The organism is Agrobacterium deltaense RV3 (assembly GCF_900013505.1).
GTDB lineage: Bacteria > Pseudomonadota > Alphaproteobacteria > Rhizobiales > Rhizobiaceae > Agrobacterium > Agrobacterium leguminum.
Genome location: NZ_LT009745.1, coordinates 2,213,327 through 2,230,791 on the forward strand (window position 1 = coordinate 2,213,327; position 17,465 = coordinate 2,230,791).

Annotated in this window: 15 protein-coding genes; 9 read left to right on the forward strand and 6 right to left on the reverse strand. The window is 59.5% G+C overall.

Going from position 1 to position 17,465, the window contains the following annotated elements:
- Window positions 1-170 precede the first annotated feature (170 nt).
- Both map and AGR7B_RS11175 read right to left on the reverse strand, forming a co-directional pair.
- Window positions 171-923, reverse strand: a complete 753-nt coding sequence (map, locus tag AGR7B_RS11170; RefSeq protein ID WP_065655656.1) for a type I methionyl aminopeptidase — start codon at window positions 921-923, stop codon at window positions 171-173.
- A gap of 54 nt (window positions 924-977) precedes the next feature.
- Window positions 978-2,039 carry an LLM class flavin-dependent oxidoreductase gene (locus AGR7B_RS11175; RefSeq protein ID WP_080856655.1) on the reverse strand — a complete coding sequence of 354 codons (1,062 nt, stop codon included), beginning with the start codon at window positions 2,037-2,039 and terminating at the stop codon, window positions 978-980.
- Window positions 2,040-2,271: 232 nt separating this feature from the next.
- On the opposite strand from AGR7B_RS11175, the gene AGR7B_RS11185 reads away from it, so the two are divergent.
- The 5 genes from AGR7B_RS11185 (at window position 2,272) to AGR7B_RS11210 (ending at window position 9,405) form a co-directional block, all read left to right on the forward strand.
- Window positions 2,272-3,048 carry a 3-hydroxybutyrate dehydrogenase gene (locus AGR7B_RS11185; protein WP_080856657.1) on the forward strand — a complete coding sequence of 259 codons (777 nt, stop codon included), beginning with the start codon at window positions 2,272-2,274 and terminating at the stop codon, window positions 3,046-3,048.
- A 138-nt stretch (window positions 3,049-3,186) separates the two neighbouring features.
- Window positions 3,187-4,656: a xanthine dehydrogenase small subunit gene (xdhA, locus tag AGR7B_RS11190; protein WP_080857070.1), complete on the forward strand. Its 1,470-nt coding sequence runs from the start codon at window positions 3,187-3,189 to the stop codon at window positions 4,654-4,656.
- A 194-nt stretch (window positions 4,657-4,850) separates the two neighbouring features.
- Complete coding sequence (xdhB, locus tag AGR7B_RS11200) at window positions 4,851-7,190, forward strand: xanthine dehydrogenase molybdopterin binding subunit (RefSeq protein ID WP_162934107.1); 2,340 nt, start codon at window positions 4,851-4,853, stop codon at window positions 7,188-7,190.
- Between the two features lie 193 nt (window positions 7,191-7,383).
- Window positions 7,384-8,238, forward strand: a complete 855-nt coding sequence (xdhC, locus tag AGR7B_RS11205; protein WP_162934108.1) for a xanthine dehydrogenase accessory protein XdhC — start codon at window positions 7,384-7,386, stop codon at window positions 8,236-8,238.
- 237 nt (window positions 8,239-8,475) lie between these two features.
- Window positions 8,476-9,405: a LysR substrate-binding domain-containing protein gene (locus tag AGR7B_RS11210; RefSeq protein WP_080856659.1), complete on the forward strand. Its 930-nt coding sequence runs from the start codon at window positions 8,476-8,478 to the stop codon at window positions 9,403-9,405.
- Here AGR7B_RS11210 and AGR7B_RS11215 read toward each other — a convergent pair.
- Window positions 9,381-9,719 carry a hypothetical protein gene (locus tag AGR7B_RS11215; RefSeq protein WP_003524238.1) on the reverse strand — a complete coding sequence of 113 codons (339 nt, stop codon included), beginning with the start codon at window positions 9,717-9,719 and terminating at the stop codon, window positions 9,381-9,383. The genes AGR7B_RS11210 and AGR7B_RS11215 overlap by 25 nt on opposite strands.
- Before the next feature lie 506 nt (window positions 9,720-10,225).
- Here AGR7B_RS11215 and puuD point away from each other — a divergent pair.
- Both puuD and guaD read left to right on the forward strand, forming a co-directional pair.
- Window positions 10,226-11,488, forward strand: coding sequence for a urate hydroxylase PuuD (gene puuD, locus AGR7B_RS11220; protein WP_080856660.1), 1,263 nt, complete (start codon window positions 10,226-10,228; stop codon window positions 11,486-11,488).
- Window positions 11,485-12,792: a guanine deaminase gene (gene guaD / locus AGR7B_RS11225; RefSeq protein ID WP_080856661.1), complete on the forward strand. Its 1,308-nt coding sequence runs from the start codon at window positions 11,485-11,487 to the stop codon at window positions 12,790-12,792. The genes puuD and guaD overlap by 4 nt, the downstream gene beginning before the upstream one ends.
- A gap of 142 nt (window positions 12,793-12,934) precedes the next feature.
- Here the strand turns inward: guaD and AGR7B_RS11230 are convergent, their stop codons facing one another.
- Window positions 12,935-13,462 (reverse strand): DUF4231 domain-containing protein, encoded by a 528-nt coding sequence (locus tag AGR7B_RS11230; RefSeq protein WP_080856662.1) that lies wholly within the window; start codon window positions 13,460-13,462, stop codon window positions 12,935-12,937.
- Between the two features lie 262 nt (window positions 13,463-13,724).
- Between AGR7B_RS11230 and AGR7B_RS11235 the strand changes: the two genes are divergently transcribed.
- A complete protein-coding gene (locus AGR7B_RS11235; protein WP_162934109.1) occupies window positions 13,725-14,858 on the forward strand; it encodes an alpha-hydroxy acid oxidase in 1,134 nt (377 codons plus the stop codon).
- 198 nt (window positions 14,859-15,056) lie between these two features.
- Here AGR7B_RS11235 and AGR7B_RS11240 read toward each other — a convergent pair whose 3' ends face one another.
- Window positions 15,057-15,401, reverse strand: coding sequence for a DMT family transporter (locus tag AGR7B_RS11240; RefSeq protein WP_080856664.1), 345 nt, complete (start codon window positions 15,399-15,401; stop codon window positions 15,057-15,059).
- On the reverse strand, window positions 15,398-15,982 hold the full coding sequence (locus AGR7B_RS11245; RefSeq protein ID WP_080856665.1) for a TetR/AcrR family transcriptional regulator: 585 nt from the start codon (window positions 15,980-15,982) through the stop codon (window positions 15,398-15,400). The genes AGR7B_RS11240 and AGR7B_RS11245 overlap by 4 nt, the downstream gene beginning before the upstream one ends.
- Window positions 15,983-16,171: 189 nt before the next feature.
- Here AGR7B_RS11245 and AGR7B_RS11250 point away from each other — a divergent pair, with 189 nt between their 5' ends.
- Window positions 16,172-17,464, forward strand: coding sequence for a D-alanyl-D-alanine carboxypeptidase family protein (locus AGR7B_RS11250; protein WP_162934158.1), 1,293 nt, complete (start codon window positions 16,172-16,174; stop codon window positions 17,462-17,464).
- Window position 17,465 lies beyond the last annotated feature (1 nt).

Here is a 17,465-nt window from a genome sequence, read left to right on the forward strand (position 1 = left end):
CGCGCGTCGACGCGCGCGTGTCGTCGCGCGAGCACGCAAGCTCTCCGAAATCCGGCGAGGGCGCCCCCTCATCCCGCTGCCGCGGACTTCTCCCCCTCGGGGGAGAAGAAATAAGCGGCACGCGCTCGCTCCGATCTTAAAAGTGAGGGTGACGGAGGCAGGTGTAGCTGTCACTCAGCGAGCGTCAGCACCAGCGGCCCGTTCTTCGTCGCAACCACGGTATGCTCATACTGCACCGTCGGCGCGCTCGGATCGCTATAGAGCGTCCATGGATCGTCATCGCCGTCCTCGGCCCAGTAGGCGCCGGTCGAGAGAAACGGCTCAACGGTAAACACCATGCCTTCCTGCATGATGCGACGCTCGTCCTTGTCCGGCCAGGTCGCCAGTTCCTTCGGCTCCTCATGCAGCGAGCGGCCGATGCCGTGGCTGGCGAGATTGGTGATCAGCGTATAGCGGTTCTTCTTGGCAAAGGCGCCGATGGCATTGCCGATATCGGCGAAAGGCCGGCCGGTTTTCACCTGCTGCAGGCCCGTCCACATGGCGCGTTTGCCATCGCGGCAAAGCCGCTCGATGTCCTTCTTCACCGGCGGCACGGCGAAAGACGAGCCGGTATCGCCGAAAAAGCCGTTCTTCACCGCCGAGACATCGATATTGACGAGATCGCCCGCCTTGATGATGCGCGGTCCCGGAATGCCGTGGGCCACTTCCTCGTTGACGCTGATGCAGGTCGCGCCGGGAAACTTGTAGCAGAATTCCGGCGCCGATTGCGCACCGTTATCTTCCAGCACCTTGCGGCCGATGGCATCCAGCTCGGCCGTGGTAATGCCGGGTTCCAGCGCGTCCGCCATGGTCTGCATCGCGACGGCGCATAAACGGCCGATGTCCTTCAGCAGAACCAGTTCTTCTTCGGTGGAAATGACCATGTCTCTGTCCGTCGTTCTGTATGGCGGGTCTCAAAACGCCCGCCTTGGCAATCATCAGGCCGTGGCTTTCACCGGATCGGCGCTCCCCGTCAATTCTTTTCTGACGATCGGGGCGACTTTCGTACCATAAAGCTCGATGCCGCGCATGATCTGATCGTGCGGCATCAGGCCGATGGCCATCTGCAGCAGGAAGCGATCGTTCCTGAAAACGCCATGCGCCTTGATGATCTTTTCCGCCACCAGTTCCGGCTCACCGAGGAAGAGATTGCCCTCCGGCCCGCGCGCGGCGTCGAAATGCGCGCGGTTCGTCGGCCCCCAGCCGCGCTCGCGGCCGATGCGGTTCATCACCTCCGCCTGCGGTCCGTAAAACTGGTCCGCCGCCTTGGCGGTGGTGTCGGCAATGAAGCCGTGCACATTGATGCTGGTGCGCAACTTGGTCTTTTCCTGCCCGGCGCGGCGCGCAGCCTCATGATAGAGATCGAACAGCGGCGCAAAGCGGCGATATTCGCCGCCGATGATGGCAAGCGCCACCGGCAGACCCATGGCGCCTGCCCGCGCCACCGATTGCGGCGTGCCGCCCACGGCGATCCACACCGGCAGACGCTCCTGTAGGGGCCGCGGATAAACGCCGCGCCCGTTAATGGCGGGATGCTTGGTGCCGGACCAGGTGACGATTTCCTGCTCCCGCAGCGCCAAAAGCAGATCGAGCTTTTCGGCGAAGAGCACATCGTAATCCTCGAGATCGTAACCGAACAGCGGGTAGGATTCGATGAAGGAACCGCGCCCGGCCATGATTTCGGCGCGGCCGTTCGACAGGAGATCGACGGTCGAAAACTGCTGGAACACCCGCACCGGATCGTCCGAACTCAGCACCGAAACGGCGCTCGTCAGGCGAATATTCTTCGTCTTCACCGCCGCCGCCGCGAGAACGGTGGAGGGCGAGGAGACGACATAATCCGGACGGTGATGCTCCCCGAGGCCAAAGACATCGAGCCCGACCTGATCGGCAAGCTCGATCTCTTCGATGAGTTCGCGCAGCCGGCGCGCGCCTTCCGGCCCACGGCCATCGGCGGGGTTGGGATTGACATCCGCGAAGGTGTAAAGACCGAGTTCCATAGATAATACCTCTGTTTGCCTGCCTCAGAGATAGGCACGGAAGCGCCCGCAGGCAAATGCAGAATCTGGCGCAAAATCTGGATGCTTAGCTTCGAAAAAATGGATGGACGCGGCCTGTGTCACCGCGCTACCGAGCTCTCCCGAAATGGCGCCTGAAATGGCGATTGCCAGCCCGCCCCCTTTGGGCATACCTTGCTTAAACATGTGCGAAGTAATGCAAAAAGGGGAAAGCATGCATCGGACAGTTATCGTGACGGGCTCTACAAGCGGTATCGGCCTTGCGATTGCGCAGCGATTTGCGCGGGAGGGCGCCAATATTGTACTGAACGGTTTCGGCGATGAGGACGAGATCGAAAAACTGCGCCTTTTGCTGGAAGCGGAAAGCGGCGGGCGCGTGCTTTATCACCCCGCGGATATGACGAAACCGGACGAGATCGCCGATCTCATTCAATCCTCGCACGAAAAACTCGGCTCGGTGGATGTGCTCGTCAACAATGCCGGCATCCAGCATATCGCGCCCATCGAGGAGTTTCCGACGGAAAAATGGGACTGGATCATCGCCATCAATCTGACCAGTTCCTTCCATACCATGCGCGTTGCGATACCGCTGATGAAAAAGGCCGGCAAAGGCCGGATCATCAACATCGCATCCGCTCACGGTCTCGTCGCCTCACCGTTCAAATCGGCCTATGTGGCGGCCAAGCACGGCATCATGGGCCTGACGAAGACGGCGGCTCTCGAACTTGCGCAGACCGGGGTTACCGTCAACGCCATCTGTCCGGGTTATGTGCTCACCCCGCTCGTCGAAAAACAGATACCGGAAATGGCCAGGGTGCGCGGCATCAGCGAAGAAGCGGTGAAGAACGACGTGATGCTGGAACTGCAGGCGACCAAGCAGTTCGTCACCGTCGACGATGTGGCCGCCGCCGCACTGTTTCTGGCGAGCGATGCCGCAAGCAACATCACCGGCACCCATATTTCCGTGGATGGCGGCTGGACGGCGCAATAATTGCCGAACTTTCTTTCCTTTTTGGAAACAATGAATTGCCAAAACGGAAATCGATATACGCCTGCGGGCGTGCATATGATGCGCAGGGACAATGACAAGAAACCGGCTCGGCAGCCGGTCAAAAAAGCAGGGCATTGCATGAACGACGCGATCAGCTTCATCCTCAACAGCGAAACCATCTCGCTGAAGGATTTCGGACCGACAGACACGCTTCTCGATTATCTCCGCATCAGCAAGCGGTTGACCGGGACCAAGGAAGGCTGCGCCGAAGGCGATTGCGGCGCCTGCACGGTGCTGGTCGGGCGGCTGCTGGACGGTTCGCTGCGTTATGAAAGCGTCAATGCCTGCATCCGCTTTTTAGGCTCGCTGCACGGCACCCATATCGTGACGGTCGAGCATCTGGCTGCCCGCGACGGTACGCTGCACCCCGTGCAGCAGGCGATGGTGGATTTCCACGGCTCGCAATGCGGTTTCTGCACGCCGGGCTTCATCATGTCGCTTTACGGCCTGTGGCTTGCCAGTGAAAACCCCGGCCGCGCCGACATCGAAAAGGCGCTGCAAGGCAATCTCTGTCGATGCACGGGTTATGAGCCGATCGTGCGCGCCGCCGAAAAGATCGCGGCTGCCCGCCCGAGCGCCCTCTTCGACCCGCTGCAACGCGACCGCACCGATATCATGGCCAGGCTCTGGGCCATTCGCGCCAACGAGACGATCATCGTCACCCACGGCGAGGACCGCACCATCATTCCGGCGACACTGGCCGAACTGACCGAGATTTACGCTGCTGAACCGAAGGCGACCATCGTTGCCGGCTCCACCGATGTCGGCCTGTGGGTCACAAAGCAGATGCGGGCGCTGAACCCGGTGATCTTCATCAACAATCTCGGGGATCTGCAAACCATCGCCGTGGATGAGGACGGCGTGACACTCGGCGCCGGCGTCACCTACAGCCAGGCCTTAAAGACCATTGCGGAACACTTCCCGCCGCTTGCCCGGCTGTTCGACCGCCTCGGCGGCGAGCAGGTGCGCAATATGGGCACCATCGGCGGCAATATCGCCAACGGTTCGCCCATCGGCGATACGCCTCCGGCGCTGATCGCGCTCGGGGCGACGCTGACCTTGCGCTCCTCCTCCGGCAACCGCAGCCTGCCACTGGAAAGCTATTTCATCGATTACGGCAAACAGGACCGGCTGAGCGGCGAATTCGTCGAAAAGCTCTTCATTCCGTTCCGGAAACCGGAAAGCCTCTATGCCGTCTACAAGATTTCCAAACGCCGCGACGAGGATATTTCCGCGCTCTGCGGCGCTTTCAACCTGACGCTCGATGCCGACAGCACGGTGGAAGACATCCGCATCGCCTTCGGTGGCATGGCCGGTACGCCCAAACGCGCCGCGCATCTGGAGGCGGCGCTTCTCGGCAAGGCGTGGTCGCAAGAAACCATCGATGCGGCGCGCGATGTGCTGGACGAGGATTTCACCCCGCTGACCGACTGGCGGGCGACTGCCGAATATCGGCAACTGACGGCTAAAAACCTGCTGACGCGGTTTTTCCTCGAGACTTCGGGGCAAAAGCAGGAACTCAGCCGTTTCTCGCTGGAGGAGGCGTGATGATGGCGATGGCGACATCCGCACCCTCCCTCATTCCTGTGCTTGTCACAGGAATCCAGCCGACGCGCGTCTGCGCGGCGAAAGACTCTTTTAAGCCCAAAGACTTGGGCTGGCTGGATTCCTGTGACAAGCACAGGAATGAGGGACTATTATCGCTGTCATATGCCGTAATTCACCAAGAGGGAGCTTGAACCATGGACACCACAAGCTTCGACAAGACCAAGACAGAAATCGACGGCCCGATGCACACTTCGCTCCGGCACGATTCCGCCCATAAGCATGTGACGGGCAGCGCCGAATATATCGACGATATTCCCGAACCCGCCGGATTGATCCACGGCGCTCTCGGTCTTTCTGACCGGGCACATGCCGAAATCGTCTCGATGGACCTCTCGGAAGTGGAAAAAACACCCGGCGTGCTCTGGGTCATGGTTGCCAAGGACGTGCCCGGCGAAAACGACATCTCTTCCGGCGGCCGTCACGACGAGCCGCTGCTTGCTGAAACCAAGGTGGAATTTCACGGCCAGCCGATCTTCGCCGTTTTTGCCGAAACCCGCGATATCGCCAGAAAGGCGGCCCGCAAGGCGAAGATCACCTATAAGGAACTGCCGCATTTCACCGATATCGACACGGCGATTGAAAATGGCGGCGCGCTGGTCATCGATCCGATGACACTCAAGCGCGGCGATGCCAAGCTGGAAATGGATGTCGCACCCCGTCGCCTCACCGGCACGATGCGGATCGGCGGGCAGGAGCATTTTTATCTCGAAAGCCACATCGCCATGGCCGTGCCGGGCGAAGATGACGAGGTGACGCTGTGGAGTTCCACCCAGCATCCGAGCGAAATCCAGCACATCGTCAGCCATATGCTTCAGGTCCCGTCCAACGCCGTCACGGTGCAGGTGCGCCGCATGGGCGGCGGTTTCGGCGGCAAGGAAACGCAGGGCAACCAGTTCGCCGCCCTCTGCGCCATCGCCGCCAAGAAGCTGAACCGGGCCGTTAAAATCCGCCCCGACCGCGACGAAGATATGAGCGCCACCGGCAAGCGCCACGATTTCCGCGTCGATTACGAGCTTGGCTTCGATGAGGAAGGCCGCATCCACGCCGTCGATGCCACCTATGCCGCCCGCTGCGGTTTTTCCTCCGATCTTTCCGGCCCGGTGACGGACCGCGCGCTGTTCCATGCGGATTCCAGCTATTTCTATCCGCATGTGCACCTCACCTCGCGGCCGCTGAAAACCCACACGGTTTCCAACACCGCCTTTCGCGGTTTCGGTGGCCCGCAGGGCATGCTGGGCGCGGAACGTTTCATCGAGGAAATCGCCTATGCGGTGGGCAAGGACCCGCTCGATATCCGCAAGCTGAATTTCTACGGCGAGACCGGCTCGGGCCGCACCACGACGCCCTATCATCAGGAGGTCGAGGACAACATCATCGCCCGCATCGTCGAGGAGCTGGAAACCTCCAGCGACTATCGCGCGCGGCGAGACGCCATCATCGAGTTCAACAAAACGAGCCCGATCATCCGCAAGGGCATCGCGCTCACCCCTGTCAAATTCGGCATCTCCTTCACCATGACCGCCTTCAATCAGGCGGGTGCACTGGTGCATATCTATAATGACGGCTCCATTCACCTGAACCATGGCGGCACCGAAATGGGTCAGGGCCTCTACACCAAGGTGGCGCAGGTGGTGGCCGATGCCTTCCAGGTGGATATCGGCCGGGTGAAGATCACAGCCACGACCACGGGCAAGGTGCCGAATACCTCGGCCACCGCCGCCTCCTCCGGTACGGACCTTAACGGTATGGCGGCCTATGACGCCGCCCGCCAGATCCGCGAGCGGCTGGTCAAATTCGCCGCCGAGAACTGGAATGTGCCGGAAGAGGAAGTCGTCTTTCTGCCGAACCGGGTGCGCATCGGCCTTGAGGAAATCGCCTTCAACGATTTCATCAAAAAGGCCTATTTCGCCCGCGTGCAGCTTTCTGCCGCCGGTTTTTACAAGACGCCGAAAATCCACTGGGACCGCGCCACCGGCCGCGGCACGCCGTTTTATTATTTCGCCTATGGCGCGGCCTGCTCGGAAGTGTCGATCGATACGCTGACCGGCGAATATATGATGGAGCGCACCGATATCCTCCACGATGTCGGCAAGTCGCTGAACCCGGCCATCGATATCGGCCAGATCGAGGGTGCCTTCGTGCAGGGCATGGGCTGGCTGACGACCGAGGAATTATGGTGGGATGGCAAGGGGCGGCTGCGCACCCATGCGCCTTCCACCTACAAGATCCCGCTCGCCTCCGACCGGCCGAAGAGCTTCAACGTCAGGCTGGCGGAATGGGCGGAAAATGCCGAGCCTACCATTGGCCGTTCCAAGGCCGTGGGCGAACCGCCCTTCATGCTGGCGATCTCGGTTCTCGAAGCCCTCTCCATGGCCGTCGCCTCCGTCGCCGATTACAAGGTCTGCCCGCGCCTCGATGCACCGGCAACGCCCGAGCGGGTTCTGATGGCGGTGGAACGGCTGAAGAAGGTGTGAGGGGGAGTATCCATGCGGCCAAGCCCCCTCATCCGGCCCTTCGGGCCACCTTCTCCCCGGCGGGGAGAAGAAATCTGCCGCGCCGTCACGGCAATTCAAAAGTGTTGCGGTCGTAGTGCGGAGCTTGCGGGAACTTTCTTCTCCCCGCCGGGGAGAAGGTGGCCCGAAGGGCCGGATGAGGGGGCCAGCGTCAATGCCTGACACCTCCCTGCCCTCTTTCCTCACGCAATATCCAGCCACGATCCTCGTGGAAATCGAGGCCGTGAAAGGGTCCTCCCCGCGTGAGGCAGGAACCTTCATGCTGGTCTCGCAAGGCGGCCTGTGGGAAACCATTGGCGGCGGGCAATTCGAATATATGGCCATAGACCACGCCAGGGCGATGCTGCGGAGCGGTTCTACCGAAGACCGCATGGATATTCCGCTTGGCCCGGAAATCGGCCAGTGCTGCGGCGGCCGCACCCTGCTCCGGTTCCGGCTGATAACCGCGGAAATCGCGGCAGCGCTGGAAGCGAGAGTGAAGGGCGAGGCCGAGCAGCAGCCGGCCGTCTTCATTTTCGGGGCGGGCCATGTCGGCAAGGCACTGGCCGAGGCGCTGTCGCTGCTGCCCCTGACGCTGACAGTGGTGGAAACGCGGGAAAACGAACTGCACGATCTTCCAGTGAATATCGCATCCGTACTCACCCCCATGCCGGAAGCGCTCGTCGCGAAAATCCCGGCAAACGGGGCGGCCATCATCGTCACCCACGATCACGCACTCGATTTCCTCATCGCGAAGGAAGCGCTTGCCCGCGACGATCTCGCTTATGTCGGCATGATTGGTTCGAAGACCAAACGCGCCACCTTCGCCCATTGGCTGGAGCGGGAGGGAGAGCCCATGTCCCGCCTTGCAAAGCTCATCCTGCCCATCGGCGGTAATAGCGTCAGGGACAAGCGGCCTGCGATCATAGCGGCCCTTGTGGCAGCCGAGTTGTTGCAAGCATTTTCCGCTGCCGAAATCCGTCGCAGCGAAAATCGACACGGCCATCCTCAAGGCCAAGATCACGCCTGAGCCCATCCGGCAGGCTTTCATCCGCCAGATTGTCGGGTTGAAGGCTTTCAAGAGTAAACCGTTCCGCTGTCCGCAGACCCGCACGCAGGCGGGACCACGCGCGCAAGAGTGCTGTGCGCATGTCCGTCTCCATTCAAAAATGTCAGAAGCTCAGTTGATGAATTGAGCTAAAAATGCTCTGTTTTCCGGAGAAAAACCAATGAAACCTTCGGCAATTGGCATAAAGAGAACTTATCCATGAAAATGTCCCGCCAGTTTCCCTTGAACGCCCTGCGGGTGTTCGAAGCTGCCGCAAGGCATCTGAGCTTCACCAAGGCCGGCGAAGAGCTGGGCATGACCCAGACGGCGGTGAGCTATCAGGTGAAACTGCTGGAGGAGAATATCGGCGAGCCGCTCTTCATCAGAAAGGCGAGGCAGGTCTCGCTGACAGAGGCGGGGCAGAAACTTGCGCCGAAAGTCGCGGAAGCCTTCAACAATCTGCGGGAGGCCGTCGACAATGTGCGTGACACGTCCGATGCGACCCTGACAATCCATTCCACCGCTACCTTCGCCTCACGCTGGCTTTCGCGGCATCTGGGTGCTTTCCAGCTCGAACATCCCTCGATTGCCGTGCGGCTCGACACATCAAGCGCTTTGATCGATTTTTCCCAGTCCGATTGCGATGTCGCCATTCGCTGGAGCAAAGATAACGGCAAAGGGCTGATCTATCATCAACTGCTGCGTGGCGTTTATACGCCGATGCTGCATCCGGGCCTTGCCGAAAGCATCGGCGGATTGCACAAGCCGGAAGACCTGCTGCGCCTGCGCATCATCGATCCCGGCGATATCTGGTGGAGCCAATGGTTTCGGGAAGTGGGTGTTGAAAATCCCGGCCTCGACCGTTATCCCCGCAGCCGCCTCAATGTGCAGGCCTTCGAAGCCGCCGCCGCAATCGCCAGCCAGGGGGTGGCCATGCTCACCCCTGAACTCTATGCCGATGAGATTGCGCTCGGCCGCCTTTATCAACCCTTCGAGCACCTTAGCAGCGAAGGAAAGAACTATTGGCTGGTCTACCCCGAAAACCGCCGGAACATTCGCAAGATCAGGCTGTTCCGCGACTGGATATTGAGGCGGATCGAGGAAAGCCGGCCGCAGCAACTGCCTCAAAACCCCATGTCCGGCGCATAAAAACAGCGCGGCGTGTCCTCATCCGGAAACAGACAGAGATGATATTCGCCGTCCTCGGATCGTCTTGCTTCGCGCTGCGACCAGTTGAAGACATGGCGTCGGGTGACCATGCGGTGATCGCCGGGTGCGAGCGAGACCTCGTAACCGTCAGGCGTGACACGAACACTGCGCGTGGGAATCATCTGGCAGTCGCCGGTTTCGGCGTCGCCATTGCAGCAATAGCTTTCATATTTGAACCCCTTGTGGGATTCATGGGCAAGCGCGGTGGCGCTGAACGCCAGAGATAAGAAGAGGACCGTCAGAACAAGGCGCATCGGCATGGTCTCCGTTGAAACAACGGCGGCTGCCGGAAGATCATTGCGTCCCTTTATTCAAATTTCACATCAACACCCACCCGGACACAACGGCACCGGGAACTGCGATACCTGCCCCCTGATCTGCCCCCACCCAGGGTTCGCAGCGCCCGCTTTCGGAAGAACCGCCAGCGAAACATGTCATGGAAGCCCTGCGCATCGGCGTAAGACCGGAATGGATTTCCGGCAAGGCGCCCCGCAGGACTCCGCAGCCTTATATTTTAGCACATCGGCAGACTGCACAAAGGATAATAGCTGAGTCGCGTTAGCCAGCTAAGCACAAACTATGCGACAGGAATGAGCGGCTGCAACTTTACCGGGCCAACCCACATACACGGGCGAACTCAATTGAGATTGCGGACACAACGGCGTCAGATTGTGAACAATCGTGCCCCGACCTCTGCTTTTCCCTTTCCTAAAGGTCAAATTTCTCGCAAGGTGCGCTGCACAAGGATCAGGGGAACCGCATGTACGAATATGCCATTGCGTGGGAATGGATGGCCTTTGCCGTCCGCTGGCTCCACGTCATCACCGCCATCGCCTGGATCGGCTCATCCTTCTATTTCATCGCGCTCGATCTCGGGCTGGTCAAACGGCCGCATCTGCCGCCGGGGGCCTATGGCGAGGAATGGCAGGTGCATGGCGGCGGCTTTTATCACATCCAGAAATATCTGGTCGCCCCTGCCCAGATGCCCGAGCACCTGACATGGTTCAAATGGGAAAGCTACGTCACCTGGCTTTCCGGCTTCGCTATGCTCTGCATCGTTTATTATGGCGGGGCCGATCTCTTCCTCATCGATCATTCGGTGCTGGCGCTCACCCAGTTCCAGGCCATCTGTCTGTCGCTCGCCTCGCTTGCCATCGGCTGGCTGTTTTACGATTTTCTCTGTAAATCGCCGCTCGGCAACAATACATGGGGCCTGATGATTGTGCTCTATGTCGCGCTGGTGGCGATGGCATGGGGTTACACACAGGTTTTCACCGGCCGCGCCGCCTTCCTGCATCTCGGTGCCTTCACTGCCACCATCATGTCGGCGAATGTGTTCTTCATCATCATCCCCAACCAGAAGATCGTGGTTGCCGACCTGATCGCCAGGCGCACGCCGGACCCGAAATATGGCCGCATCGCCAAACAGCGCTCACTGCACAACAACTATCTGACGCTGCCCGTCATCTTCTTCATGCTGTCGAACCATTATCCGCTGGCCTTTGCCACGCAGTTTAACTGGATCATCGCGGCACTCGTCTTCCTGATGGGCGTCACCATCCGCCACTGGTTCAACACCACCCATGCCCGCAAGGGAAAACCCACATGGACCTGGCTGCTGACCGCCCTCATCTTCATCGTCATCATGTGGCTCTCCACCGTGCCGAAAGTGCTGACCGGCGAGGAAGAACAGAAAGCAGCGACGCTTTCGCCGATGCAGCAGCAATTCGTCGCCGACACCCATTTTGCCAAGGCGCGCGATGTGGTCCAGGGCCGCTGTTCCATGTGCCATGCGGCCGAACCGGTGTGGGAAGGCGTGCCCTTCACACCGAAATCGGTGAAGCTCGAAACCGACGAACAGATCGCCGCCCATGCGCGTGAAATTTATTTGCAAGCCGGGCGCAGCCATGCCATGCCTCCCGGCAACATCACCGCCATCACCCCGGATGAGCGCAAGCTGCTGACCGCCTGGTACGAAAGCGCGGTTTCCGGGGCAGGAAAAGCCGAAGGAAAGACTGAATGAGCATGGTTCTGCTGCGTGGCCGCCTGCTGAGCTTCCGCCGCGCGCCGCTCGCAATCGACGATACGCAAAGCTATCTCTATATCGAAGACGGTGGCCTGCTGATCGAAGACGGCCGGATCGTCGCCATCGGCGACTACGCCGATATCCGCAAGCAAGCCCCCGAAGACATCGAGGAAAAGGACCACCGGCCGCATCTCATCGTGCCGGGCCTCATCGACATGCACCTGCATTTCCCGCAGATGCAGGTCATCGGCTCCTATGCCGCCAACCTGCTGGAATGGCTGAACACCTATACTTTCCCGGAAGAATGCCGTTTCGTCGAAAGCGCCCATGCTGAGCGCATCGCCGCGCATTTCTATGACGAACTGCTGCGCCACGGCACCACCACGGCCGCCGCTTATTGCTCCGTGCACAAGACCTCCGCCGACGCCTTCTTTGCTGAGGCCATGAAGCGCAACATGCTGATGGTGGGTGGCAAGGTGATGATGGACCGCAACGCCCCGCAGGGCCTGCTGGACACGCCGGAAACCTCCTATGACGAGACGCGCCAAGTCATCGCCGACTGGCACGGAAAAGGCCGCAACCACGTCGCCATCACCCCCCGCTTCGCCATCACCTCCACCCCGAAACAGATGGAAGCCGCGCAGGCGCTGGCGCAGGAATTTCCCGATCTCTTCATCCAGACGCATCTTTCGGAAAATCTCGACGAGATCAAATATACCTGCGAGCTCTACCCCGAAGCGACCGACTATACCGACATCTATGTGCGCTACGGCCTGATGGGCAAAAAGACCCTGCTCGGCCACGCCATCCACCTCTCTGACCGCGAGGCGGATGTGCTGTCGGAAACCGGCGCAGTGGCCGTGCATTGCCCCACCTCGAACCTCTTCATCGGCTCCGGCCTCTTCCCGATGAAAAAGCTGCAGCGGCGCGAAAAGCCGGTGCGGATCGCGGTTGCGACCGATATCGGCGGCGGATCGAGCTATTCCATGCTGCGTACCATGGACGAGGCCTACAAAATCCAGCAATTGCTGGGCGAACGCCTCAACCCGCTGGAAAGCTGGTACCTGATGACCCGCGGCAATGCCGAGGCGCTTTCCATGGTCGACCGCATCGGCACGCTGGAGGCCGGCACGGACGCAGACATCACCGTGCTCAACGCCTCTTCCACCCCCGCCATGGCGCTGAAGATGGAAGTGGTGAACAGCCTGACGGAAGAACTCTTCCTGATGCTGACCATGGGCGACGACCGCACGGTGGTTGAGACTTATGTGGCCGGCAGGGCAATGAAGAGCGTGAAGTAACACCCTTCAATAAGGCTGATGTGCGAACCGCCCAGCTCACTAGTCGGTGTGGCGTCTGGTCGGGATCCGTCTTGAGTTCTGGTGTCAGTAAGGCATTTCGTAATCGCATCGCGCACCGTAACCCATGCAACACTAGACTTTCCTACGGCCTCTTCAGATCCGGCATTGGCGATTGCAGGGCCGCAAAGAATTCTTTCGTTTCGCTCCCCGTCACCTCATCGTATACCCTCCGAAGATCGGCTAAATTTGCCTTCCAGACATCACTTCCCACCACGAGCCCAATTCTAGCAAATCTGTATTTTTCTCGTTCGCGTTTCAGGGTTTGTTTGGCCATATAACAGGCCATCCAACGCTGCTCGAATCTAAAAATTCTGCGGGTACCCTCCAACAGAGCGAGGAGCAGCGTTACAAGAAACGCCGCGAAAGAAACGACCTCTTCGGAAAGAACCGGCAAAGACGTTGTTGACCCTACCACCAACAGGGGCGCAAATGTGCTGAGAACCATCACCAACATGGCGGTGATCCGCTGCCATTTCTGTGCAATCTGCCCATATCTCACGTAGTATTCAACGGACCGCTGGATTTCGTCCAACAGCTTTTTCTCTCGGAATCTGTATTTATCTGTTATTTCGAAATTATCATCATCTGTATTATCGCTAATACTATTCATAACAAACAATTCCTCAAACTATTTTTGTAAAAATAATGATCTACACGCGATTCAAAAAATGTAAACAACAGCAGCTATAACTTATTATTTATCTGATCTCGGTGAAAATTAAGCTTAACACCCACATCCGTGGTGAAGCAATGTATTCTCCATCTGCAAAAATATCACTCCCAGAATGCTGCGGCGTTGACAGGAATTTAAATTTCCTACCGCGTCAGTTCATGTTATGTGAAGCCATCATTCAAATGTGAAGGCTTTATCCATGGGCAAAATCCTCACCATAGCGGACCTGAAGCAACAGGCTCAGCGCCGTGTGCCAAAAATGTTTTTCGACTATGCCGATAGCGGCGCATGGACGGAAAGCACCTACCGCGCCAATGAGGATGATTTTTCCAAGATAAAGCTGCGCCAGCGCGTGCTGGTGGATATGACCGATCGGTCGCTTGCCACAGAAATGGTCGGCGAGAAGGTTTCGATGCCGGTAGCCCTCTCCCCCACCGGGCTAACGGGTATGCAGCATGCCGATGGCGAAATGCTGGCCGCCAAAGCAGCCGAAGAATTCGGCGTGCCTTTCACGCTCTCCACCATGAGCATCTGCTCCATCGAGGATGTCGCCTCTGTCACCTCGAAACCCTTCTGGTTCCAGCTTTACGTGATGAAGGACCGGGATTTCGTCAACAATCTCATCGACCGCGCCAAGGCCGCCGGCTGCTCAGCGCTGGTGCTGACGCTCGACCTGCAAATTCTCGGCCAGCGCCACAGGGATTTGCGCAACGGTCTCTCCGCACCGCCGAAACTCACCCCGAAACATATCTGGCAGATGGCGACCCGGCCGAAATGGTGCATGGACATGGCTCGCACCAAGCGCCGCAGCTTCGGCAATATCGTCGGCCACGCCAAGAATGTCTCCGACCTTTCCTCCCTCTCCTCCTGGACGGCAGAACAGTTCGATCCGCGCCTGTCGTGGAAGGATGTCGAATGGATCAAGCAACGCTGGGGCGGCAAGCTGATCCTCAAGGGCATCCTTGACGAGGAAGATGCCCGCGCCTCGCTCGATACCGGCGCCGACGCCATCATCGTCTCCAACCATGGCGGCCGCCAGCTCGACGGTGCGCACTCCTCCATCGCCATGCTGCCGAAAATCGTCGATGCAGTTGGTGACAAGGTCGAGGTGCATATGGATGGCGGCATCCGCTCCGGTCAGGATGTGCTGAAGGCCGTGGCGCTCGGCGCCAAAGGCACCTATATCGGCCGCCCCTTCCTCTATGGTCTCGGTGCCGACGGCAAACAGGGCGTGACGACGGCGCTGGAGATCATCCGCAAGGAGATGGATATCAGCATGGCGCTTTGCGGCAAAAGGCTGATTACGGATGTGGACCGCAGCGTTCTGGCGTGATGGTGGCGCTGTAGCAGGTGAGGTGATGCCTCAGAGCCGGCGTCTCAGAAAGTCCTGTACGCTGCCTCCCTCATCCCTGTGCTTGTCACAGGGATCCAGCCAGCCCAAGTCCTTGGGCTGAAAGGACTCCTTCCGTCGCGCAAACGCGCGCCGGCTGGATTCCTGTGACAAGCACAGGAATGAGGTGGAGAGGCCCTATCAATGCCCCACCGTCTTCGAAAACACATTCACAATCACCACCCCCGTCACGATAAACCCGAGGCCGACAACGGCGGCGATATCCAGCGTCTGGCGGAACACGAAATAGCCGATGCCGGAAATGAGCACGATGCCGAGCCCGCTCCAGATGGCATAGGCTACGCCGACAGGCAGCGCCCGCAGCGTGAACGACAGCAGATAAAAGGCCGCACCGTAAAACAGCGCCATCAGCACCGTCGGCAAAAGCCGGGTGAACTGCTGCGACTGCTGCAGAAAGGAAGTTGCGATGACCTCACAGACGATGGCCGCGACAAGCGCCCCATAGGTCAAAACAGCCGCGTTCATCGTTCCACTTCCTTTTTCGTCTGGGCGATCATCCGGGCCCTCAGAGCCGCCCTGTCGCCACCCGCTTTGCCATCGTCGGCCAGTAGATCGGCAAACCAGATGCCGTCAGCCGCAAGCCGCACCATCTCCAGTACCACCCCGTCATCCGTTTCTTTATGACGGGCAAGACGTCCCTCAATCCAGCTGTTCCACATGCGCCGAAGCGACGGTTCACCGACCATGGAAACCGAGATCGCTGCCCATTGCCTGCCCGAATCCCTGCCCCGATCCGAGAAAACCGCGTTCACATAGGCCCTTGTGAAGCTCCCAAAAGCTTCACAATCCTGTGAGACGAGATCGTCAATCTCAGCGTCCAGAGCCGCCAGAAGGTCAGTCATCACCGCTTCCAAGAGCGCCTGCTTGGAGGGAAAATGATGAAACAACCCGCCCTTCGTCACCCCGGCCGCATCGGCCACCGCCTGCACGGAAAGCGCCGCAACACCCTGCTCCGCAGCGAGTTTCGCCGCGCAATCGAGAAGACTGCGGCGAACGATCTCAGGCTGCTTTTTCCGTTCATGTGCATTTTTCATATTTCTAAACATACCGGACGGTTGGTTTCTTTGCAAGGAAATTGTGAGGCCTGCCGCCGGCTTGAAATTCATACTTAATTAAGCATGAAAGCGATCTCTAAAGTTTTAGCGGTTTTGTTGCCGGAAAGTGTCAGTAAAACTTCGCTCATCGCGGCGGACGAACAAAAGGGGTGAATTATGTCGGGAACGATCAAACGGGGAATGGCGGGCGCATGGGTCTTCGCACTCGCCTTCTTTTGCGCGATCCTCTCATTGCAGGCATCGCCTGCCCAGGCCGGTTACGCCCATTTCATCATGGATGCCAATACCGGCAAGGTTCTGGCCGCCCGCAATGCCGATGTGCTGAACCACCCCGCTTCGCTCACCAAGATGATGACGCTCTACATGACCTTCGAGGCGCTGCATTCCGGCCGGCTTCGCTGGGACCAGAAGATAAAGATGTCCAAGAACGGCGCAGCCGTTATCCCCTCGAAGCTTTATGTGCGCCAGGGGCAGACCTTCACCGTGCGCGAGGCCGTCTACGGCATGATCGTCAAATCCGCCAACGACATGGCGGAAGGCATGGGCGATCATCTCGGCGGCTCCGAGGCAAGGTTCGCCGAAATGATGACCCGCAAGGCCCGCCAGCTCGGCATGACGAAAACGGTGTTCCGCAACGCTTCCGGCCTGCCCAGCAAATCGCAGGTGACGACAGCGCGTGATATGGCGAAGCTCGGCCTGGCGCTGCAGCGCGACTTTCCCAAGGAATACGGCCTCTTCGCCATGGAATCCTTCAGCTTCCGTGGAAAACGCATTCGCGGTCATAACAATCTGATGTATCGCTATCAGGGCATGGACGGCATCAAGACCGGTTATACCAATGCTTCCGGCTTCAATCTCGTCAGCGCCGTCAATCACAATGGTCGCCGCGTCGTCGGCGTCGTGCTGGGCGGCAAGACCGCGCGCAGCCGCGATGCGCAGATGGCTGCGCTTCTGGACAAGGCCGTGCCGCAGGCATCGAGAAGCCGCAACACCGAACAGCTCGTCGCCAGCGCCAATGTCAGCCGCACCTTTGCTGTGACGCCCGCAGCCGCGCCCACCGCTTCCGTACCCCCCGCTTCCGTACCATTGCCGATGTTCGCCGAACGCCGCCAGGATCCGGTCGCCATGCAGATCGCCACGGCGAATAACCAGATGGCCGACATGATGCAGGTTTCGGCCATCCCGCGGCCGGCCCCCGCTGCCGTCTCCGCCGGCCAGAGAAGCCGCTGGGAAGTGCAGATCGCCGCCACCGACAGCGAAGCCGCCGCCCGCTCGCTGCTCGCCAATGCCCGCTCCAACATCGCCGGAAATTATGCTGGGATCGCCCCCTACACAGAAGCCGTGCAAAGCGGATCGGCAACCCTCTACCGCGCCCGTTTCACCGGCTTCGAAGACCAGTCTTCGGCGGTTTCCGCCTGCAAGGAACTGAAGGCGCAATCTTATTCCTGCGTGGTGATGATCAGCGAGGGGTGAG